Consider the following 21,258-nt stretch of genomic DNA (forward strand, 5'->3'; position numbering starts at 1 on the left):
TGGAGAATAATAAATTAAGTCGCATATCATCAGACTACACGCAATTTTCTTGAACAAATATGGCACATTCCTTTCTAGAACACTTGCATAGTCCAAAACGTCCTGTTATCGTCTTTGACGGTGCGATGGGAACTAACCTCCAAACCCAAAACCTGACTGCTGAGGACTTTGGCGGCGTACAGTATGAAGGTTGTAACGAATACTTAGTCCATAGTAAACCGGAAGCTGTCGCTAAAGTTCATCGTGACTTTCTCGCAGCTGGTGCTGATGTCATTGAAACAGATACTTTTGGCGCTATGTCGATAGTTCTAGCAGAATACGACTTAGCAGACCAAGCTTACTACCTCACCAAGAAAGCCGCCGAACTTGCTAAAAGTGTCGCTGCGGAATTTTCTACACCAGAAAAACCTCGGTTTGTTGCTGGTTCTATTGGTCCGACAACCAAACTTCCCACCTTGGGACATATTGACTTTGACACCATGAAAGCCTCTTTCGCCGAACAAGCAGAAGCCTTGTTTGATGGTGGTGTCGATTTATTTCTCGTGGAAACTTGCCAAGATGTGCTGCAAATTAAAGCCGCATTAAACGGCATTGAGGAAGTTTTTGCCAAAAAAGGCGAAAGAAGACCGTTAATGGTTTCCGTCACCATGGAAAGCATGGGGACAATGTTAGTAGGTACGGAAATTGCAGCCGTCGTTACCATTTTAGAACCATATCCCATTGATATTCTCGGTTTGAACTGCGCTACTGGCCCAGACTTGATGAAACCACACATCAAGTATTTATCCGAACATTCTCCTTTCGTAGTTTCTTGTATTCCCAATGCGGGTTTACCGGAAAACGTTGGCGGTCAAGCACATTACAGATTGACACCTGTTGAATTACGGATGTCTTTAATGCACTTTATCGAAGATTTGGGTGTCCAAGTGATTGGGGGTTGCTGTGGGACACGGCCAGAACACATTCAACAATTAGCGGAAATTGCCAAGGAGTTAAAACCGAAAGTTAGACAACCCAGTTTAGAACCAGCAGCCGCATCAATTTATACTACTCAGCCTTATGATCAAGATAATTCTTTCTTGATAGTTGGTGAACGTCTTAACGCCAGTGGTTCTAAAAAATGCCGTGACTTACTGAACGCCGAAGACTGGGATGGTTTGGTGTCAATGGCGCGTAGCCAAGTTAAAGAAGGCGCACACATCCTAGACGTTAACGTTGACTATGTGGGACGTGATGGCGTGCGTGATATGCACGAGTTAGTTTCTCGCATTGTTAATAATGTAACCTTACCATTAATGCTCGATTCCACCGAATGGGAAAAAATGGAAGCGGGGTTAAAAGTTGCTGGAGGTAAGTGTTTACTCAATTCCACCAACTACGAAGACGGCGAACCGCGATTTTTGAAGGTGTTGGAGTTAGCGAAAAAGTACGGTGCTGGTGTCGTTATTGGTACAATTGACGAAGATGGCATGGCGCGGACAGCAGAGAAAAAGTTTCAAATTGCCCAACGTGCTTACCGTCAAGCGGTAGAGTATGGTATTGCTCCCACAGAGATATTTTTTGATACTCTAGCTCTACCTATTTCTACAGGGATTGAAGAAGATAGGGAAAATGGCAAAGCCACTATTGAATCAATTCGCCGCATTCGTCAAGAATTGCCGGGATGTCATGTAATTTTGGGTGTATCTAATATATCCTTTGGTTTAAACCCAGCATCACGGATGGTTCTAAACTCGATGTTTTTGCATGAAGCGATGAATGCAGGAATGGATGCGGCTATTGTCAGCGCGAGTAAAATTTTACCACTTGCGAAAATTGAACCTCAACATCAAGAAGTTTGTCGGCAATTAATTTACGATGAACGCAAATTTGATGGTAATGTTTGCGTTTATGATCCTTTGGGAGAACTAACAACAATTTTTGCAGGAGTCAAAACCAAGCGTAACACAGGCGTTGATGAAAGTTTACCAATTGAGGAACGTTTGAAGCGCCATATTATTGACGGTGAACGTATTGGTTTAGAAACACAATTGACGAAGGCTTTAGAACAATACCCACCTTTAGAAATCATCAATACTTTTCTGTTAGATGGGATGAAAGTTGTGGGTGAATTGTTCGGTTCTGGACAAATGCAACTTCCTTTCGTTTTACAATCTGCGGAAACTATGAAAGCTGCGGTTGCTTATCTAGAACCGTTCATGGAAAAATCGGAATCTGGTAATAATGCTAAGGGAACTTTTGTCATTGCCACAGTAAAAGGGGATGTGCATGACATTGGTAAAAACCTGGTAGATATCATCTTGTCAAATAATGGTTACAAGGTGATTAACCTGGGAATTAAGCAATCAGTAGAAAACATCATTCAAGCTTACGAACAGTATAAACCTGATTGTATTGCTATGAGTGGATTGTTAGTAAAATCTACTGCTTTTATGAAGGAGAATTTGCAGACTTTTAACGAAAAGGGAATTACTGTTCCTGTAATTTTAGGTGGTGCGGCTTTAACTCCTAAGTTTGTAAATCAAGATTGCCAAGGAACTTACAAAGGTAAGGTTGTTTATGGCAAGGATGCTTTTTCTGATTTGCATTTCATGGATAAGTTAATGCCTGCAAAATCTGCGGGTAATTGGGATGATTTGCAGGGATTTTTGGATGAATTAGGAGAATCTGAAGAATCAACAAATGGTCATCACAAAACAGTAGATAATACTGTTAAAGAGAAAGTTGCTGCTGAACCAAAAGAAATAGATACCCGTCGTTCAGAAGCGGTAGAGGTAAATATTGAACGTCCCCAACCACCTTTCTGGGGAACACAGTTTTTACAACCTGATGAGATTTCTTTGGAGGAATTATTCTGGTATTTGGATTTGCAAGCTTTGATTGTTGGACAATGGCAATTCCGCAAACCAAAGGAACAATCTAAAGAGGAATATCAAGCGTTTTTAGCTGAGAAGGTTTACCCAGTTTTGGAAGATTGGAAGCAGCGAATTATTGAGGAGAATTTATTGCATCCTCAAGTGATTTATGGGTATTTCCCTTGTCAGTCTGAGGGAAATTCTCTACATATATATGATGTGGAAAATCAATCACAACAGATTGCTAGTTTTGAGTTTCCCCGTCAACGTTCTGGAAGAAGATTGTGTATTGCAGATTTCTTTGCACCGAAGGATTCGGGAATAATTGATGTTTTCCCCATGCAAGCGGTGACTGTCGGGGAAGTTGCAACGGAGTTCGCGCAAAAGTTATTTGCTAATAACCAATACACTGATTATCTGTATTTTCATGGTATGGCGGTACAGGTTGCGGAGGCTTTAGCAGAATGGACTCACGCTAGAATCCGCCGGGAGCTAGGTTTTGGTGATGCTGAACCGGATAATATTCGGGATATGTTGGCACAGCGTTATCAAGGTTCTCGGTATAGTTTCGGCTATCCTGCTTGTCCGAATATTCAAGATCAGTTTAAGCAGTTGGAGTTGTTGGGAACTGATAGGATGAAGATGTATATGGATGAAAGTGAGCAATTATATCCTGAACAGTCTACAACGGCGATTATTACTTATCACCCTGTAGCTAAGTATTTCACTGCTTAACCTTTTCACCCCCTCCATTGTCAGATGGAGGGGGATTAATTTTAAATGAAGTTACATAGAATAAGATATCAAGAATAATTGACCGCAGATAAAGACGGATAATTCAATTACCTAAATCTTAATTATAGAAAGTAAGCACATCATAGTTTCATTTCTCCGTTGTAACACAAATGAGTAGATTTGACTATATATGACTATATTTTTGTTATTTAAACTAAATACTGAATCGGCAAAGCGATTGCTAACTATCAGCATTTTAACATGACAAGTTTTATGAACTTACTTAAGTTGCTGTTTATCCACGAGTTTTTAGAGTTGCTTATTGACTTTTATTGCCAAAAGCTCTAAATTCATTTATGGAACTAGTTGAAACATATTAGCAAAAATACTGAGAATTGTTACTAATGAATAGCAATAAAGTGGGTGTGAGCAAAAAGGGGTTATTGGTTGCTGGTGGGGCATTCGCAGCCCTAAGTGGGTTAGTTGTCAGCACCTTGGGGGGAATGCAAGCAACAGTGGCTAACCCCAATCTGAATCAACCAGCACCACGCTTACTTGCCCAAAATCTAAAAACTTTAACAATAGTTTTTCCTAGTCGTTCTGATTCTACAGATTTGCAAACTAAAGCCAACGCTGTAGGTAGCTTTTTGTCCAAAGAATTGGGAATCCCTGTGAAAGCGCAAATCGGCGATGATACAGCAGCAGTGGAAGCATTGAGAGCAAATCGCGCTGATGTGGCTTTTTTGAGTAGTCGTCCCGCTTTGAAGGCTGAACAATTAGCAAATGCTCGTTTGTACTTAGCTGAAGTTCGCGCCAATTATTCGGGGAGATTTACTTATAACTCCATATTTGTTGTCCCCGCAAATAGCCAACTGAAAAGCAAAAATACCCCAAAAGCAACTTTAGAACAACTGCGGGGTAAAAAAATGGCCTTTACTTCCCCTACATCGGGTTCTGGATTTATTTTCCCCGTGGGTGAGTTGGTGAAGCAGGGTTTTGTACCTAATAAAGACCGCATGGATGGTTTCTTTGGTCAAATTGCCTATGGTGGTAGTTACGGTAAAGCTTTAGAAGCAGTAGTGCGCGGTCAAGCAGATGTGGCTGTAGTATCAGAATATGCTCTTTTCCCTCCATATATCTCCGCTGAAGACAAAAGCAAGTTGCGGGTGCTGTATAAAATCTCTGGTGTTCCTGCTCATGGTATCGCCATTGATGATGATGTTCCAGTAGTAATGCGGGAAAAAATTATTAACGCTCTACTGAAGTTAAACAAGCCTGAAAATAACGCTCTTTTCAAAAGTTTATATAACTCTACAGAATTGGTCAGAGTTGATCACGCTCGTCACCTCAAACCTGTCCGGGAAGCATTGAAAAACGTCGGCATGGAACCATAATCAAGAAGGGGTAAAGGAGAATGCTCAACCCCTACTGTAATTACTCCCTACGTCCAATTACCAATTAGCAATACCAATTACCTAATACCAGCGTGAAACTGATTGAATGTCATAACCTAGAGACAGCTTATGCTACATCTCTGAATCGTCCCATCCTCAACGATATTAATCTTGATATTGATCAAGGTGAGTTTGTGGTTTTGTTGGGACTCAATGGTGCGGGTAAGTCTACATTGTTGCGATCGCTGGTAGGATTAGTGCCATTGGTAAAGGGAGAAATTCACATTCATGGTCTGGAAATGACTCCCCAAACATTGCCGAAAATTCGCCGTGAAATTGGAATGTTATTTCAAGGTGGTGGATTAATTCGTCAATTATCAGCTATTGAAAATGTTTTGTGTGGTCGTTTGGGTATGAGAACAACTGCACAAACTTGGTTGGGATTTCCTAAACGCGATTGCATTCTGGCCCAAGAATTATTAGGACAACTGGGTTTAAGAGACAAAATATATCAAAAAACCAGTCAACTGAGCGGTGGACAACAACAACGAGTTGCGATCGCTCGTGCTTTAATTCAATCACCACAAATACTTTTAGCCGATGAACCAATCACTGGTTTAGATGTAGTTGCATCCCAACAAGTAATGCAAATTTTATCTGAACTCAACACCCAGCAAGGCTTAACTATTATCACAGTTTTACACGATTTAGGCATAGCCGCAGAATACGCCCAAAGAGCTATAGTTTTAGATGCCGGACGTGTCGTTTATGACGGAAAATGTGATAATCTGCAAGAACAATTTTCCCAAGTTTTGAGTTTGTAGGTAAGCATTCAGTCATCAGCTTATGCCTAACGGCACGCTGCGCTATCAGCCGTCAGCACATGAATATTTAAAGACTAAAAGTAAGTTATTAGAATTAATTAAAAAGCTGATAAAACCATCTTTAACTTTGTAATAATATACAAAAAAATATACAAAATCCGTGATGAAAAAATCTTTTAATTCCCAATTCCTACATCGTTACCCCTGGCTAATTAATATCGTCATTCTATTGGTTATGGTAGGGATTTATACTTGGGCTTTGCAAGGCTTAAGCGTTGATTTTGAACTGTTAAAAAATAGCTGGCCTTACATCACAGATTTTATTGTGAGGTTATTTCCTCCAGATTGGAAAGTTGTCGATATAGCAATTAAGGCATTAATTGAAACTGTACAAATGTCCCTTTGGGGAACTTCTATTGGTGCTATACTTTCTCTACCAATTGCGATCGCTAGTGCTAATAATGTTGCTCCCCTCTGGTTACGCTGGTTAGCGAATTTACTTCAAAACGCCGTGCGTTCTGTTCCCTCTATCATTCTGGGCTTAATTTTCGTAGCTGCTACAGGTTTAGGCGCACCCGCTGGAACATTGGCTTTATCAATCTATACCATTGGCTACCTTGCGAAATTTTATCAACAAGCCATTGAAGCCGTAGATTCACGTTCTTTAGAGTCTTTACAGGTGATTGGTGCATCGAGAATGCAAATAGCCCAATATGGAATTTTACCGCAAGTATTGCCCTTGGGATTAGGTTATACTTTGTGGATGTTTGAGTACAATATCCGTGCTGCTTCTGTGCTTGGTGTAGTTGGTGCAGGTGGGATTGGTTTTCAGTTGAAAAGTTATATAGATGGTTTTGAGTATACCAAAGCCACAACCATGATGTTAGTGCTGTTGGTAGTGGTGACGGTAATTGATATTTTTAGTAGTAAATTACGCCGTTATTTGGATTCCATGTAAACTACCTACACCGACCTGACGGTACTACTGATTTGGTTCACAATTCCCCTTTAAATGCTTTATCGAGTATGGAAGGTAACAGGATACACAGGTTCAAATGTTCAGGAACGTCCAGAGGAAGCTGAGAAAGAAGCCTGTCTAACTTTACGAGAATTAGAACGTCTATTGGTAAGGTATCTCATCAGGGGAAACGCATCTAAATTTTATTGACAAAATACCGTTTTGATGCACAAACGAAGAAATCCCAATTTATCGTTTGATTGATTTTTTTAGAGTCATAGTGATGGACTAGAGCATTGTCAATAAGTAGGCATTAATGCGAATATTTTGCTCATTATTGAGATTAAATTGTCCTTATTGATAAGATGCGTTTCCCCTGTACCTTTACCTCATTGAGGTTTTTTATAGCAAAGTTCCCCCAATTTTACCACCTTCCAACCAGGAGGTAATTCTATTTTATCCATTTTTACCACCTGCTAAAAAATCACTCAAAACTAAAATTGGTAATTCTGTTACTCGTTTCAATTGAATATCATTCGTTAAAAATACATCACACTTAGCAACAATAGCCACAGAAATTTGTAAAGAGTCTAATAAAGCCAAATTATATTTAGCCCGTAATTGAGAGGCTTGTTTAGCAATTAATTCATCAATTTGAATAAACTCAACATTTACACCAGAAACAATCAAATCAATAAAATCCTCTTGTAGTTCAGTTAATCCTAAACGATAAGGATAAACTAAACACTCAGATAAAGTGATAGGAGAAGTAACAGCACTCAGCAAACCTGAATCAAGATTCTCAAATACATAATCCACTAACGATTGATATTGAGGATTATTCTCAACATAATAAATTACTGGTGCAGTATCCAGAAATAACTTTTTATCCTGAATTAAATAATCTTCAATCTTCATAGTTACTTCTTAAATGTAATTCTCTATTTTCCGTCTCCTCTCTTCTATTTCTTGACACCCAAATTTGAGCATCTTCACCAACTAAAGGATAGAGTGCTTTACCTTTAATATCTCCCCATTTACGGCGTTGTTTTGGCTCTACATCCTGTTTTTGTCCTTTAAATTGCAAAAAATCAATAAAATTTAATACTTCCTCCTGTTGTTCCGGTGTTAAATTCTGGACTCTATCTAAAATAGATTTTTGTTTTTCCACAGCTTGAGTCATAACTAAAAAACCTCATAACTCCTAAAATTATTTTACACCACTGGACAAACTTCCCAAAATCTTATTTACATGATTCAATCACTAAACTAGGAGTTACGCATTGAGAATCAAGGTTAAATATATATTGTTTAAAAACCATATCTTCCGTAGGGGTTTAGCAATGCTCATTGGTGTCAATTTAAGCTATAAATACCTTATTTGTTTGGCTGACACGCCCGCCTGGAACTTAAGTTCCAGGCGGGCTATGATTTTTACGTTAAGTTGACACTTATGAGCTTTTGCTTTACCCCTACAATACTGGTCTATTTACAATTAACGTCTCTACATTTTTTTCACCAGATTTCTATTTACCTAAATTCAACCTAATCAAAACCTCATCTAAATCCTTATCAGCCCATTCTCTTGCTTGTCTTGCTGCTGCTAAATCTGCTAAAATATCACCAATTTCCCGATGTACAAACTTCTCGCTAATATCCACAAACTGAGAAGGACTAAGATTATAATCAGCCTCTCTTAACTTTTCAATTTTGACAACCTTACTCAATTTATCCCTAGTTTCCCAACTGCTGTCTCCTATCAATGGATTTATTCTTGGAGGGAACTATTAGGTTAACGCAATTTGTTAACTAATTGTTGATAAATAATATCTAACCACACAGGAATCACAGCTTTACCTTCATCCAGAGATGCGATCGCAATTTTCTTATCAAACTCTACCAACGAAAGCGAATCCTCCTGTGCCGACAACAACAACATAAACCGCTTACCTTTACCTGAAACAAACAACTCCGGCTCTTGTTCCTTCAGCCTTTTCAGTGTTTCACAGGCAATATCAAAACTGATACCCGTAGACAGCCAATATACCATCGCTGCCAACTCCACCAAATTAGACCTGGAATAATAAATACTGCGTCCCGTACCCGTATCACCAATTACAGGTACAACAATCCCCTTCTCTCGCCAATACTGAATCTGGCGAAGGGTACAACCTGTCAATTGAGCCGCTTCCTTACTTGTGAAAAAATTTTCTTGCATAAAATACTATTTTACAGAAAGCGGCTATAATACAAATATGGTATTATTAGACAAATATGTTTAAAAGGTATGAGCCAAATTACCATTCAGGCGTAAAGGACAATTAATTTGGCAAGGCGGACAATAATTTGTCAACGCGGTCAAATAATCTGGCAAACGACAGCGACATATAATGTGCGAATGTACAACAAAAGCCGATGATGGGATTTGAACCCACGACCTACTGATTACGAATCAGTTGCTCTACCACTGAGCCACATCGGCATACACGATTTAAAAGTATAGCATATATTTACAAAAATGGTAGATCCAAATTTAAAAAATCGTTTGAAAGCTGAAATAGCCGCCCCCTATCGGGGTTTAAGACAATTTATCTATATTGGTGTTGGTGCTTCTGGTTTTATCGGCGCATTTGTATTTTTCTTTCAACTACTGGCTGGTAGGAACATTGACAGCACCTTACCTAACTTTGCACTGCAATTAGGAATAGTTGCTCTGATGGTATTTCTGTGGAGATGGGAACAAAACCGCCAAAGACGTTCCTAGCTACATCAGAATCAAAAATGGGCAAAAGGCAGGAGTAAAGATAAACATTCTTTTTTCCCTGTTACCTGTAATTATGAATTACGTGGTGTATATCTTTGACGATTATATATGGCAAAACCTAAAACTAAAAATGTTAAAACTCCTGCTAAATATAAAGGATAGCCATAAGTTATCGGCTGAGATTGCTGTACAATCATTCCGGCAATTACAGGACCAATACCATTAGAAATACTTAGATAAGAAGCATTTAATCCTAAAACAGTTCCCTGATCTTCAGCTTTAGCATTGAGAGAAATTAACGTGCTAATCATCGGTTGCACAAGAGAATTGAATAAGGAAAATAATATACTAACTATGACAAAATAATTAATGTTAGCCCAAATCGGCATTAAAAAAAATGACAAACTCCGAAAAAACAAACCTAAAAATAATATCTTGACTATATCAAATTTTCCTTTGAGGATAGAAATTCCCCAAGTTTGCATAATTACTGCCAGCGTACCAAAAGTTAAAAAGAGAAGAGTTAAAGATTGACTATTTTGCCCCAGAACCTTGATAAAGTAAGGTTGAAAAGCATAGGTAAACATTGTAAATGTTGTCCCAGTAAAAAAATTAATTAATAGTAAAATGCCAATTCCTGGCATTGCTAAACCTTTAATTAAATTTCCTAAACCTAAATCAAAGATATTTTTAGGTTTTTGTGCCTGCTGTTGGAGAGTTTCTGGTAAAAATAATATTGTCATTAACAAAGCCACAAACGCTACTCCACCAGAAGCTAAAAAAGCAGCCCCCAAAGAAATCTGCTGTGCTAACAAACTTGTAGCTGGTCCTAAAACAAAGCCTAACCCCATTGCTGCACCATAAATGCCAAAAGCTTGGGCGCGTTTTTGGGAAATGGTGATATCAGAAATAACTGCTTGAGCAACAGAGGCGTTACCACCCGTGATCCCATCTAAGAATCTGGCAAAAAATAGCACCCAAGCTGTTGTTGCCGTTCCCGCTATGAAGTTAGCAATCACAGTACCAGCTAAACTGATAATTAGTAAAGGCTTACGCCCAAATCTATCAGATAATTTACCTATGACGGGGGTTGCGAAAAACTGAGCTATAGAGTAAATAGAAAATAATAAACTGGTTTGAAAATCGGTCAGACCAAATTGTTTACCATAAAGATAGATAATGGGAATTAAAATTGTAAAACTGAGGGAGTTAACAAAGGCAATTAAAGCAGTAATCCAAAAATTACGATTCATGTTTAATAATTAGCTAATAGGTTTTGGCTTTATGGCTGCATTCAACTTTAGTAATAGTAACATTTGCCATGCTTTTATTTACTACCTATGAAATTTAGATTAAAGAGACTTTTAAACAAGCAAAGAAAGCGGATCATTCCACGAGTTCATATCAAGATCAATAATGGGCAATTTGAAGTTATGGGCATGGGTGCATGGCATTCATACTGGCGTGATCCTTACCATTTATTGCTCACAATTCCCTGGATAGGATTCTTGATCCTTATTTGTATTTTTTATGTAGCTATTAATACTATATTTGCCTTAGCTTACTTGCTCGGTGGAGATTGTATCGCTAATGCTCAACCAGGCTCTTTTTTAGATGCCTTTTTTTTCAGCGTGCAAACTTTGGCATCTATTGGGTATGGTGCGATGTATCCGAAAACAACTTATGCTAACGTCATAGTCACCATTGAAGCAATAATTGGTTTAATGGGAATTGCATTAATGACGGGATTAGGCTTTGCTCGTTTTGCCCGACCAACTGCCCGTGTAATGTTTAGCAATGTAGCCGTTATCACAGAACATGAGGGAATGCCAACACTGATGTTTCGCACCGCTAACCAACGTCGGAACATGATTTTAGAAGCACAAATGCGGGTGTATTTAATGCGTGACGAAGTAACGGCAGAAGGTGAGTCTATGCGTCGGATCTATGATTTACCACTTATACGTTATCAGACACCTAACTTCTCTTTATCTTGGTCAGTTATGCACACTATTGATGAATCCAGCCCTTTGTACGGGATGACACCAGAATTACTAATCAAGACACATTCTTCACTGATTGTATCTCTAAGTGGCATTGATGAAACAGTGTCACAGGTAGTCCATGCCCGTCATAGTTATATTGCTAAAGATATTTTGTGGAATAGTAGATTTGTTGATATTATCCACCACACCCCTGATGGACATCGCTATTTTGATTACAACCATTTTCACGATGTTTTACCGTTGGAGAATTAAGAGAGTAAGAGTATGGCTTGAGCTTGCGTGTGATGTAGGAGTCATTCGCCACACTTTACTATCAGTAATTTAGGTAATCTACTCAACTAATTACAGAATATAATGAAGAAGCCTATACATTTAAAGGCTGGGAAGAATCACTTCACGCCAAAATCAGGTGGTTGTAATTTTTGATAATTTTTACTGGTAGTGCTAAGTTTTTCTATTTCTAGACTCAATTAGGCTTTACTCGCTTCCCACCTTGAGAATACCGATTGAATAAACCACGAAGGCACGAAGAACAAGAAGCAAGAAGGAAGATAGGTAATCTTGCATTGGGAAGGGAGTAGTCGCAAAAGGAGCTAGAAACTATTATGAACCTCAATGATCATAACCTAAATATTGATGTTAGCTCAATTCATTGGAATTGGAATTATTTAGTGGCAGAAATTTCTCTCCAGATCCGGCAGTCATTAGAATTACAAACAATTTTACAAACAACTACCGATGAAGTACAAAAACTACTCCAGTGCGATCGCGTGCTTTTGTACAAATTTGATTCAGATTGGAGTGGTGAAGTAGTAGTAGAAACCGTTTTAGATCCTCAATGGTCTATTTTAGGTAAATTAGTTCATGATACTTGTTTTGAAACCTGTTGGTTACAACCCTATCAAGAAAATCAAGTCAAAACTATTGCTGATGTTAATACAGCTAACCTTACACCCTGTCATGCAGAATTTTTAGCAGGTTTTCAGGTTAAAGCAAACTTAGTTGTACCCATACTTTGTACTTCCCAACTTTGGGGTTTATTAATTTGCCATAGTTGTATCGCTCCCCGTGAGTGGCAAACCCAAGAAATAGAAGGTTTACAACAAATAGCCGTTCATGTTGGTATTGCTATTCACCAAGCCTGTTTATTAGCAGAATTACAACAGGAAAAAGCCAAATTAGAAGTCGTAATGGCAACACGCACAGAGCAATTAGAACAAACTAATTTAGATTTTCTCACAGAAGTCAGAGAACGATCAAAACTGGAAACAATAGTTAGTGAAAGTGAAAAATTTTTACGGCAAGTTTTAGACAGTATTTTTACCTTTGTGGGAGTATTAACCTTTTCGGGAATTTTAATAGAAACAAACCAAGCACCTTTAGATATTGCTGGAATTACCCGTGAAGATGTATTAGGTAAACACTTTGCAGATACCTATTGGTGGGAATATTCCCCAGAAGCTAAAGCAAAAATTCGAGCAGCAATCGAACAAGCTCAACAAGGAATTACAGTTAGATTTGATATTCCCGTACAAGCAAAAGAAGGAAAACAAATTATCATTGATTTTTCCCTTCATCCTCTACGAAATGAACAAGGAGAAATCACCCATTTAATTCCTTCTGGTACTGATATTACAGAACGCAAACAGGCGGAAATTGCCTTACAAAAAAGTCGGGATGAAAGATTTAGATTAGCAGCAATTGTAGAATCTTCTGAAGCAGCAATTATTAGTAAAACCCTCGATGGTATTATTACTACTTGGAATCAAGCAGCAGAAAGGTTATTTGGTTATAATACCTCCGAGATCATTGGTAAACATATCAAAACCCTAATTCCCTTAGAACGTCAAACAGAAGCTGCATCCATTTTACAGCGTATTCAACAAGGGGAAAAAGTAAATACCTATGAAACCCAAAGACAACATAAAGACGGTAGTTTAATTGATGTAGCCTTAACTATTTCGCCTATTTGTGATGAAAATGGTGTAATTATTGGCGCATCAAAAATTGCTAGGGATATTCGTGATCGCAAACTCCTGGAATCAGAAAGAAATCAAGTAGAATTAGAACTACGTCAAAGTAATGAACAACTAGAAGACTTCTTTGATAATGCTAGTGATTTAATTCAAAGTGTTTCCTTAGAAGATGGGAAATTTATTTATGTTAATCGTGCTTGGTTAGAGACATTAGGTTATAGTCGTGATGAACTGAATAACCTCACAATTTTTGATTTAATTCATCCTGATTGTTTACCCAATTGTCAACGAATATTTCAAGAATTACAATTAGGTAAAACAAATAATTTAGAGCGATTAGCGATTTCTTTTATTAATAAAAACCACCAAAAAATACTTCTAGAAGGTAGTATTAATGTCAGATTTGCAGAGGGTAAACCAGTTGCTACCCGCGCAATTTTACGAGATGTAACAGTCCAACGTCAAATAGAAGTTACTCTGCAAGAACAAGCTAAAATTCTCCAAATATTTTATGACTATTCTCCTTTGCTGTTAGGAGTAGTGGAAACTTCAGAAAATGATATTCTCCATACTTTACATAATTCCACAACCTTGGAATTTTTTGGAATTTCTAGAGAACAGCTAGATAATAAATGGGCAAGGGAAATTGGTGTTAAACCAGAAACAATTCAAATGTGGTTAGATCACTATTGTCAAAGTCAGGAAACACAAACACCTGTGCAATTTGAATATGAACATCATACAGATCAACAAATCTATTACTTATCTACTATAGTTAAATATATTGGCATTGCTGACAGTGGACGACCTCAATTTTCCTTTATGGTGCGGGATATTAGTGCCATTAAACAGTTAGAAATTGAACATCAAAAAATAGAACTGGTTGAGCAAAGAAATCAACAAGTTAAACAAGAAATTAAACTCTTAGAAAATATTTTAGATATCGTTTTAGCAGGTTATTGGGATTGGGATATCAAGAATAATACTGAATATCTCAGTCCTGGGTTAAAAAAAATGTTTGGTTATGCAGATCATGAACTATCTAATTCTTCAGAAACTTGGCAAAAACTAATTTTTCACCAGGATCTACCCAATGTATTGTATAGGTTTGATCAGCATATTCAAAGTCATGGAGAAATTCCCTTCTATAACGAAGTTAGATATCTTCATAAAGATGGCTCAATTGTGTGGGTAATTTGTTCGGATCAAGTGATTGAATGGGATGAAGATGGTAATGCGGTCAGGATGATTGGTTGTCATATTAATATTACAGATCGCAAGCAAGCTGAAAATAATTTGCGGCACATTAATCTAGTTTTGGAAAATGCTGTAGAAGGAATTGCTCGTTTAGATGTTACAGGTAGATATGTAACTATTAACCGTGCTTATGCAGAAACTTGTGGTTATGAACCTAATGAATTAATTGGTAAAGAATGGCAAATCACAGTTCATGCAGAAGATTTACCTGCGTTGGAATCTGCATATCAAACTATGTTGAAAACTGGCAAGGTTAATCAAGAAGCTAGAGGAGTTCGTAAAGATGGGAATATTTTTTATAAACAATTAATTATGATCAGTGATTACGATGACCAAGGGCAATTTATTGGTCATTACTGTTTCATGAAAGATATTAGCGATCGCAAAGAATTTGAAATAGCTCTATTAGATAGTGAACACCGTTATCGTAATATTATTGAAACAACTTTGGAAGGGGTTTGGATCTTAGATGCAGAAGGTAAAACTACCTTTGTCAATCAGCGAATGGCGGATATGCTGGGTTATAGTTGTAGTGAAATGATTGGCACTCATTTAATGGATTTTATTAATTCTGAAGATCGTCCCCAAGCACAAATTTATATGCACAGACGACTACAGGGAATTGGTGAACAGCATCCTTTCAAATTTCAGCATCAAGATGGAACTTCTTTATGGACTCTAGTTTCTACTACACCCATTTTAGATCATAATCATAATTTTTTGGGTGCTACAGGTTTAATTACTAATATTACTCAATTGGTAAATGTTCAAAATGCCTTAAAAAATTCGGAATTGCAGTTAAGTGGGGTTTTAAATAGTTCCTTAGATGGCATTATGGCTTTTCAGTCGGTGCGAAATGAACAAGGTAAGATTATTGATTTTGAATGGTTATTATGTAATCCTACTGCTTATCAAGTTATAGGTAGGGAAGATTTAATTGGGAAACGACTATTAACAGAACTGCCAGGAAATAAGGAAGAAGGACTATTTGATCTCTATATTAAAGTTGTAGAAACTGGTGAACCTATCCAAAGAGAGTTTTATTATAATCATGATGGAATTGACTGCTGGTTTGAAAACATCGCTGTCAAATTAGGAGATGGTTTTGCTGTTACTTTCCGTAATGTGACAAATAATAAAAAATCAGAACAGGCTTTACAAATTCTTAATAAACAATTAGAAGAACGGATTACAGATTTAGCTCAACGTCATGAAGAAATGCTAATTTTAAGTGAAATTAGCGACTTTCTGCAAGCTTGTTTAACTGTTCAAGAAGCCTGTGAAATTCTGAGTAATTTAGTCCAACCTCTATTTCCTGATTGTAGTGGGGGTTTATTTATTACTAATTCCTCTCGTAACCGGGTGGAAATGTTATCTTCTTGGGGTGGGTCTCTATCATCTATTGTGGATTTTTACCCCAATGAATGCTGGTCTTTAAGACGGGGAAAAATTCATATTTGTAATGCTAAAAAATTTGGTTTACGTTGTCAACATATTCCCAAAGATGTAAAACTTACTAACACTATTTGTATTCCTATGATTGCCCAAGGTGAGACTTTAGGGATGTTCCATATTATGACTAATAACCCCAAAGCCTTATCAGAAACAAAAGAACAAATTGCCCGTGCTTTAGCTGAACAGGTAGGATTGGCTTTAGCTAATCTTAATCTACGAGAAACCCTACACCATCAAAGCATTAGAGATCCTTTAACGGGTTTATTTAATCGTCGTTATTTAGAAGAATTTTTAACTCAAGAAATCGCCCGCGCTCAACGTAAACAACAGCCTATAGGTGTGATCATGTTAGATGTGGATCATTTCAAACGTTTTAATGATACCTATGGTCATGACGCAGGAGATTATGTATTAAAAGCTGTAGGTGGTGTTTTGAAAGAACATATTCGGGGTTCAGATATTGCTTGTCGTTACGGTGGAGAAGAAATGAACGTCATTCTGCCCGAATCTTCTATTGAAGAAACTGCGATGAGAGCAGAAGAAATGAGACAGGCGATCGCCCAACTGTCCCTTTCTCATAATAGACAAACATTAGGTAGCATCACGGTATCTTTAGGAGTTGCTGGTTTTCCCCAACATGGTGCTAGTAGTACGGCATTAATTCAAACTGCTGATGCTGCCCTATATCGTGCTAAAGCTGCTGGACGTAATCAAGTTATAGTTGCACCCTAGAAATTGAGACAGCAGGAGTGCTGGGTGCTGGAGATAAATTCTAGACTTTTTCCCCAAATTAACATTAACCGCCTATCCCAAAGAGACAGGCGGTTTTTTAATGTTGCTTGTTAAACAAAAATTCGGATCAGGTTATCATTACAATGAAGAACCAACTCCGGCGTAGGCTCCATAAAAGAAAATACCTACAACAGTAATTACACCTAAACCTGCGATTGTAGCGACAACCCACAGGGGAATTCTCCCACTTCCAGACACAGTTTTCTCCTCCCTTACAAATAAATCAACAGAATTTAGCGATGAAGTTCCAGTTAGTTAAAGAAGTAACTGGAGAATAGAATCCCTAGAACGAAAATTAATAGCAGTCCCAGGTAAAGAGAAGTACGGTTTAATTCAACCGGTTGTTGATTAGGATTCGGTGATTTTTCCATTACTTACTCCTAGCGTTGAATAAACTGCATTGCGGCGATCGCGCCTAAAAAGAAGACGGTTGGCACACCTAAAGTGTGAACTGCAAGCCATCTGACGGTAAAAATTGGATAGGTAACTGGTTGATTGATGTTATTGCCGCTGGCCATGATTTCAAACTACTTTTGGATAAATGTTTCTACTTGCTTTTTAGCTTCATAACGGTTGCTGACGATTGGCACTTCTTGCCGTACCTGAGTGAAATATTCATTAGGACGGGGTGTGCCAAACGCATCATAAGCTAGTCCAGTGCTGACAAATAGCCAACCAGCCACAAATAAAGCTGGGATGGTGATGCTGTGAATGACCCAGTAACGAATACTGGTAACAATGTCCGAAAATGGACGCTCTCCAGTGGTACCTGACATTTAGATAACTACCTTCGCAAAAACTACTATTGAGTTTATTATCCTACAAAGTTTAGAAAGAGTTACAAGTTGCAACGTTCTTCTCACAAAAGGTTATCATCTCTTAACGCACTTACTTAACTAAGTGGCTTCAGATGAAGAAGCTGTTTCTGCTTCGGGGTTATATTTGAGCAAAACGCCGCGATCGCCAATGATAAAACCCTGTTCAGGATTGAAAAATACTATCTTGTACAAATTAGCGGCCACTTCTTCCACTTCACGGTCTTTTTCCCAAGTTTGACCACCGTCGGTACTGCGTAGCAAGTTACCGCTACCACCACCAATCCAGATTTCATCTGGTGTACGATAGGCCAAATCTAGTAAACCCCAACTAGTAGACAACTCTGGATATTCTACCTCTAACCACTCATCTGGTTTAGCCGGATCATTAAATTGAACTTGACCACCTCTTGCTAACAACCACAACTGGCCATTATCAGCAAAACCCATATTTTCTAAACGTCGGGAACTATTACGGTTATGGGGTTCCCAAGCAGTTTGTCCTGGTTCCCAAACTGAGTAAAAGCTACCTTTAGCGGAAACAGCAATATACTTGCCATCGGGCGATCGCTCTAAGTTACGCACTACACCCACAGCGTTTTCTACTTGTGCTTTCCAGTTTTTACCACCATCTGTGGTTTTATAGATAGCTCCCACATCAGTAGCCATTTCTGCTGTATTTTCACCCAATGCTGTGATCACAATGGGGCTACCAGGCAATTTTTGATTCAAAGGCAAGCTAGACCAAGATTTACCTTCATCAGTAGTATGTAGCAACAAAGAAGGTTCTCCGACTATCCAACCTTCTTTACCTGCAAAGCTTACTGAGTCAAATCGAGATTTTGGATCTTCAACTGCCAATTGTAGGGGTTGCCAAGTATTTCCACCATCATTGGTTTCTAGCAGGGTAGCATTACTACCAACTAAATAACCATGCTTGGGGTTATCAGTAAAAGCAATATCGAACAGTTTCGCGTCTGTTGGCACATTAATAACTTGCCAGGGATTATAGCTAACGGAAGGAACCTTGCTACAACCTATACAGGCTAGGACTACTATGAACGCGGCAAATATTCCTTGCCACCTTTTTACAATTGAACGCATCAGTATTTCTTAGTTATTTCTAAATTTGAATTAAGGGAACAGGGAACTCTTAACAGGGAACAGGTAGAAATCTTTCCTCTCCATCACCCCAACTCCCAAAGGGGATGTTATTGTAAGCCGTAGAGACTGATAAAAAACAAAAAGCCAAGTGCCAAAGCACCGAAAATCAAAATGTTTTTTTGGGTTGGTGTGAGTTTATTTACACCCAACCCGTAAGCTAAGTTTTCTTTGAAACCAGATGCCGTACCCGCAGGACCGATGTTAGCAAAAGCTACCTTCTTAGCGGTACAAACTGGACAACGCCAATTTACAGGTAGTTCTGCAAAAGCCGTTCCAGCAGGGATATCATACTTGCCGTCTCCCTTCTCAGGTTCATAAACATAACCGCAGGAGCGACACTCATAGCGGTCTAACTCCTGAGTGTCAAGAGCTTCTTCAGCTTGTTCGCTCATGGCGCAAGTCCTCCTCAAGAGGAAATCTTAAAGATACGTTAAAAATTATGACATAATTGTTAGACTTTTCTATCACTCCCAAAAACTAATCAAATACACTCAGCGCGTCTGTTTCCCAGATTTCAGAAAACTCTAAAAGATATAATGTAAAAGAAACTCACAGCTTTATTTCCACTATCAGCGGTAGATATCCATTGTGTTTGTCCTCAACGGTTACGAATACCTTCTAGGCTTCTTCCTCCTCTGTAGCCTAGTACCAGCCCTGGCGCTCTCAGCGTCCAAGCTTCTTAGACCTAGTAGCTACAGCCCCGAACGGCGCACAACTTATGAATCCGGCATGGAACCCATTGGCGGAGCCTGGATTCAATTCAACATTCGCTACTATATGTTCGCTTTAGTCTTTGTCGTTTTTGACGTAGAGACTGTTTTTCTGTACCCTTGGGCGGTAGCTTTCCACCGTTTGGGATTGTTGGCGTTTATTGAAGCCTTGATTTTTATTGCGATTCTTGTAATCGCTTTAGTTTACGCATGGCGTAAAGGAGCATTGGAATGGTCTTGAATTCTAATATAACCACCCAGGACAAAGAGCGAATTATTAACCCCATTGAACGTCCTACAGTTACTCAAGAACTGTCAGAAAATGTCATCTTGACTACCGTTGACGACCTTTACAACTGGGCGCGGCTTTCTAGTTTGTGGCCTTTGCTGTTTGGTACAGCTTGCTGCTTTATTGAATTTGCGGCTTTAATTGGTTCTCGTTTTGACTTTGACCGTTTTGGACTAATTCCTCGTTCTAGTCCCCGTCAAGCTGATCTAATTATCACTGCTGGGACAATTACCATGAAGATGGCTCCTCAATTGGTGCGCCTTTATGAACAAATGCCCGAACCCAAGTATGTAATTGCTATGGGTGCTTGTACAATTACAGGCGGGATGTTCAGCGTTGACTCTCCTAGTGCTGTGCGCGGAGTTGATAAGCTGATTCCGGTGGATGTTTATTTACCTGGTTGTCCTCCCCGTCCAGAAGCGATTATTGATGCAATTATTAAGTTGCGGAAGAAAATTGCTAATGATTCGATGCAAGAACGGGGTCAAATCAAGCAAACCCATCGCTACTACAGTACAACTCACAATATGAAGCCAGTTCCGGAAATTTTAACTGGTAAGTATTTACAATCAGAGACTCGCTTCAATCCTCCGAAGGAATTAACAGAAGCAATTGGTATGCCTGTACCGCCGGCATTGCTGACATCCAAAACAAAGGAGGAAGAAAAGCGTGGCTGATGAAGAATCTAAATTAGTTCCTGCTGCGGAAGAGTCCATAGTTCCAGCGGGTCAGGTTTCCCAGTGGTTAACTGAAAATGGCTTTGATCATGAATCTTTAGCGCCAGACGTTAACGGGGTAGAGATTATTAAGGTAGACGCAGATTTCTTGCTTCCTACTGCTACAGCTTTATACGCCTACGGGTTTAATTATCTCCAGTTTCAGGGAGGTATCGACTTGGGTCCAGGACAGGAATTGGTAAGTGTTTATCACTTGGTAAAGGTGAGTGATAATGCTGATAAGCCGGAAGAAGTGCGGGTGAAGGTGTTCTTACCTAGAGAAAATCCCACTGTGCCTTCAGTTTACTGGATTTGGAAGACTGCGGACTGGCAAGAGCGTGAGTCTTACGATATGCTCGGTATTATCTATGAGGGTCATCCTAATCTGAAGCGGATTTTGATGCCGGAAGATTGGGTAGGTTGGCCTTTGCGTAAGGATTACATCTCGCCTGATTTCTATGAGTTGCAAGATGCTTATTAGGTAGTGCTGAGTTTTAATCTGTGATTTACCCCTTTCCGATGGCGGAGAGGGGTATTGTTTTTGGTAT

21 protein-coding genes and 1 tRNA gene are annotated in these 21,258 nt (G+C 38.7%); 10 read left to right on the forward strand and 12 right to left on the reverse strand.

Annotated elements, in window-relative coordinates; genetic code table 11:
* Positions 1-59 precede the first annotated feature (59 nt).
* From metH to phnE, 4 genes are all read left to right on the forward strand, one after another.
* On the forward strand, positions 60-3,590 hold the full coding sequence (gene metH, locus H6G06_RS15245) for a methionine synthase (RefSeq protein ID WP_190561560.1): 3,531 nt from the start codon (positions 60-62) through the stop codon (positions 3,588-3,590).
* A gap of 419 nt (positions 3,591-4,009) precedes the next feature.
* Positions 4,010-4,984: a phosphate/phosphite/phosphonate ABC transporter substrate-binding protein gene (locus tag H6G06_RS15250; protein ID WP_190561691.1), complete on the forward strand. Its 975-nt coding sequence runs from the start codon at positions 4,010-4,012 to the stop codon at positions 4,982-4,984.
* A 92-nt stretch (positions 4,985-5,076) separates the two neighbouring features.
* Positions 5,077-5,808, forward strand: a complete 732-nt coding sequence (locus H6G06_RS15255) for an ATP-binding cassette domain-containing protein (protein WP_190561562.1) — start codon at positions 5,077-5,079, stop codon at positions 5,806-5,808.
* A gap of 163 nt (positions 5,809-5,971) precedes the next feature.
* Positions 5,972-6,766, forward strand: coding sequence for a phosphonate ABC transporter, permease protein PhnE (gene phnE, locus H6G06_RS15260; protein WP_190561563.1), 795 nt, complete (start codon positions 5,972-5,974; stop codon positions 6,764-6,766).
* 456 nt (positions 6,767-7,222) lie between these two features.
* Here phnE and H6G06_RS15265 read toward each other — a convergent pair whose 3' ends face one another.
* From H6G06_RS15265 to H6G06_RS15285, 5 genes are all read right to left on the reverse strand, one after another.
* On the reverse strand, positions 7,223-7,684 hold the full coding sequence (locus H6G06_RS15265; protein ID WP_190561564.1) for a type II toxin-antitoxin system VapC family toxin: 462 nt from the start codon (positions 7,682-7,684) through the stop codon (positions 7,223-7,225).
* Positions 7,674-7,949 (reverse strand): DUF2281 domain-containing protein, encoded by a 276-nt coding sequence (locus H6G06_RS15270; protein ID WP_190561565.1) that lies wholly within the window; start codon positions 7,947-7,949, stop codon positions 7,674-7,676. The genes H6G06_RS15265 and H6G06_RS15270 overlap by 11 nt, the downstream gene beginning before the upstream one ends.
* 343 nt (positions 7,950-8,292) lie before the next feature.
* Positions 8,293-8,529 (reverse strand): SAM-dependent DNA methyltransferase, encoded by a 237-nt coding sequence (locus H6G06_RS15275; RefSeq protein WP_190561566.1) that lies wholly within the window; start codon positions 8,527-8,529, stop codon positions 8,293-8,295.
* 29 nt (positions 8,530-8,558) lie between these two features.
* On the reverse strand, positions 8,559-8,984 hold the full coding sequence (locus tag H6G06_RS15280) for a MerR family transcriptional regulator (protein ID WP_190561567.1): 426 nt from the start codon (positions 8,982-8,984) through the stop codon (positions 8,559-8,561).
* Positions 8,985-9,176: 192 nt separating this feature from the next.
* Positions 9,177-9,248, reverse strand: a tRNA-Thr gene (locus H6G06_RS15285).
* A 36-nt stretch (positions 9,249-9,284) separates the two neighbouring features.
* Between H6G06_RS15285 and H6G06_RS15290 the strand changes: the two genes are divergently transcribed.
* Positions 9,285-9,530 (forward strand): DUF3493 domain-containing protein, encoded by a 246-nt coding sequence (locus H6G06_RS15290; RefSeq protein ID WP_190561568.1) that lies wholly within the window; start codon positions 9,285-9,287, stop codon positions 9,528-9,530.
* A 71-nt stretch (positions 9,531-9,601) separates the two neighbouring features.
* Here H6G06_RS15290 and H6G06_RS15295 read toward each other — a convergent pair whose 3' ends face one another.
* Entirely contained in the window at positions 9,602-10,783 is a 1,182-nt protein-coding gene (locus tag H6G06_RS15295; protein WP_190561569.1) for an MFS transporter, read from the reverse strand.
* Between the two features lie 87 nt (positions 10,784-10,870).
* Between H6G06_RS15295 and H6G06_RS15300 the strand changes: the two genes are divergently transcribed.
* On the forward strand, positions 10,871-11,788 hold the full coding sequence (locus H6G06_RS15300) for an ion channel (RefSeq protein WP_190561570.1): 918 nt from the start codon (positions 10,871-10,873) through the stop codon (positions 11,786-11,788).
* A gap of 353 nt (positions 11,789-12,141) precedes the next feature.
* The gene (locus H6G06_RS15305; protein ID WP_190561571.1) at positions 12,142-16,956 is read left to right on the forward strand and encodes a PAS domain S-box protein; all 4,815 of its coding nucleotides are present in this window, start codon (positions 12,142-12,144) and stop codon (positions 16,954-16,956) included.
* Positions 16,957-17,094: 138 nt separating this feature from the next.
* Here the strand turns inward: H6G06_RS15305 and H6G06_RS15310 are convergent, their stop codons facing one another.
* The 6 genes from H6G06_RS15310 to H6G06_RS15335 all read right to left on the reverse strand — a co-directional run bounded on the left by H6G06_RS15310 (position 17,095) and on the right by H6G06_RS15335 (position 19,387).
* Positions 17,095-17,214 carry a photosystem II reaction center protein J gene (locus H6G06_RS15310; protein ID WP_190561572.1) on the reverse strand — a complete coding sequence of 40 codons (120 nt, stop codon included), beginning with the start codon at positions 17,212-17,214 and terminating at the stop codon, positions 17,095-17,097.
* Positions 17,215-17,267: 53 nt separating this feature from the next.
* Complete coding sequence (locus H6G06_RS15315) at positions 17,268-17,387, reverse strand: photosystem II reaction center protein PsbL (protein WP_190561573.1); 120 nt, start codon at positions 17,385-17,387, stop codon at positions 17,268-17,270.
* Between the two features lie 9 nt (positions 17,388-17,396).
* Entirely contained in the window at positions 17,397-17,534 is a 138-nt protein-coding gene (gene psbF / locus H6G06_RS15320; protein ID WP_013190556.1) for a cytochrome b559 subunit beta, read from the reverse strand.
* A 9-nt stretch (positions 17,535-17,543) separates the two neighbouring features.
* A complete protein-coding gene (gene psbE / locus H6G06_RS15325; protein ID WP_190561574.1) occupies positions 17,544-17,792 on the reverse strand; it encodes a cytochrome b559 subunit alpha in 249 nt (82 codons plus the stop codon).
* A gap of 120 nt (positions 17,793-17,912) precedes the next feature.
* Positions 17,913-18,935 carry a photosynthesis system II assembly factor Ycf48 gene (locus H6G06_RS15330; RefSeq protein WP_190561575.1) on the reverse strand — a complete coding sequence of 341 codons (1,023 nt, stop codon included), beginning with the start codon at positions 18,933-18,935 and terminating at the stop codon, positions 17,913-17,915.
* A 107-nt stretch (positions 18,936-19,042) separates the two neighbouring features.
* Positions 19,043-19,387, reverse strand: a complete 345-nt coding sequence (locus tag H6G06_RS15335) for a rubredoxin (protein WP_190561576.1) — start codon at positions 19,385-19,387, stop codon at positions 19,043-19,045.
* 196 nt (positions 19,388-19,583) lie between these two features.
* Here H6G06_RS15335 and ndhC point away from each other — a divergent pair, with 196 nt between their 5' ends.
* The 3 genes from ndhC to H6G06_RS15350 are packed head-to-tail and all read left to right on the forward strand — an operon-like array spanning position 19,584 to position 21,191.
* Positions 19,584-19,946 carry a photosynthetic/respiratory NAD(P)H-quinone oxidoreductase subunit C gene (gene ndhC, locus H6G06_RS15340; RefSeq protein WP_190561577.1) on the forward strand — a complete coding sequence of 121 codons (363 nt, stop codon included), beginning with the start codon at positions 19,584-19,586 and terminating at the stop codon, positions 19,944-19,946.
* Positions 19,937-20,671 (forward strand): photosynthetic/respiratory NAD(P)H-quinone oxidoreductase subunit K, encoded by a 735-nt coding sequence (ndhK, locus tag H6G06_RS15345; RefSeq protein ID WP_190561578.1) that lies wholly within the window; start codon positions 19,937-19,939, stop codon positions 20,669-20,671. The genes ndhC and ndhK overlap by 10 nt, the downstream gene beginning before the upstream one ends.
* A complete protein-coding gene (locus H6G06_RS15350) occupies positions 20,664-21,191 on the forward strand; it encodes an NAD(P)H-quinone oxidoreductase subunit J (RefSeq protein WP_190561579.1) in 528 nt (175 codons plus the stop codon). Before ndhK ends, H6G06_RS15350 begins: the two co-directional genes overlap by 8 nt.
* The last annotated feature ends 67 nt before the right edge of the window (positions 21,192-21,258 follow it).

Source organism: Anabaena sphaerica FACHB-251 (assembly GCF_014696825.1).
GTDB lineage: Bacteria > Cyanobacteriota > Cyanobacteriia > Cyanobacteriales > Nostocaceae > RDYJ01.

Excerpts from the sequence above, each read along its gene's own strand:
- metH (WP_190561560.1), top strand. The coding sequence starts at position 60 with ATGGCACATTCCTTTCTAGAACACTTGCATAGTCCAAAACGTCCTGTT.
- phnE (WP_190561563.1), top strand. The coding sequence starts at position 5,972 with ATGAAAAAATCTTTTAATTCCCAATTCCTACATCGTTACCCCTGGCTA.
- H6G06_RS15265 (WP_190561564.1), bottom strand. The coding sequence starts at position 7,684 with ATGAAGATTGAAGATTATTTAATTCAGGATAAAAAGTTATTTCTGGAT.
- H6G06_RS15270 (WP_190561565.1), bottom strand. The coding sequence starts at position 7,949 with ATGACTCAAGCTGTGGAAAAACAAAAATCTATTTTAGATAGAGTCCAG.
- H6G06_RS15280 (WP_190561567.1), bottom strand. The coding sequence starts at position 8,984 with ATGCAAGAAAATTTTTTCACAAGTAAGGAAGCGGCTCAATTGACAGGT.
- H6G06_RS15290 (WP_190561568.1), top strand. The coding sequence starts at position 9,285 with ATGGTAGATCCAAATTTAAAAAATCGTTTGAAAGCTGAAATAGCCGCC.
- H6G06_RS15295 (WP_190561569.1), bottom strand. The coding sequence starts at position 10,783 with ATGAATCGTAATTTTTGGATTACTGCTTTAATTGCCTTTGTTAACTCC.
- H6G06_RS15300 (WP_190561570.1), top strand. The coding sequence starts at position 10,871 with ATGAAATTTAGATTAAAGAGACTTTTAAACAAGCAAAGAAAGCGGATC.
- H6G06_RS15305 (WP_190561571.1), top strand. The coding sequence starts at position 12,142 with ATGAACCTCAATGATCATAACCTAAATATTGATGTTAGCTCAATTCAT.
- H6G06_RS15315 (WP_190561573.1), bottom strand. The coding sequence starts at position 17,387 with ATGGAAAAATCACCGAATCCTAATCAACAACCGGTTGAATTAAACCGT.
- psbF (WP_013190556.1), bottom strand. The coding sequence starts at position 17,534 with ATGGCCAGCGGCAATAACATCAATCAACCAGTTACCTATCCAATTTTT.
- psbE (WP_190561574.1), bottom strand. The coding sequence starts at position 17,792 with ATGTCAGGTACCACTGGAGAGCGTCCATTTTCGGACATTGTTACCAGT.
- H6G06_RS15330 (WP_190561575.1), bottom strand. The coding sequence starts at position 18,935 with ATGCGTTCAATTGTAAAAAGGTGGCAAGGAATATTTGCCGCGTTCATA.
- H6G06_RS15335 (WP_190561576.1), bottom strand. The coding sequence starts at position 19,387 with ATGAGCGAACAAGCTGAAGAAGCTCTTGACACTCAGGAGTTAGACCGC.
- ndhK (WP_190561578.1), top strand. The coding sequence starts at position 19,937 with ATGGTCTTGAATTCTAATATAACCACCCAGGACAAAGAGCGAATTATT.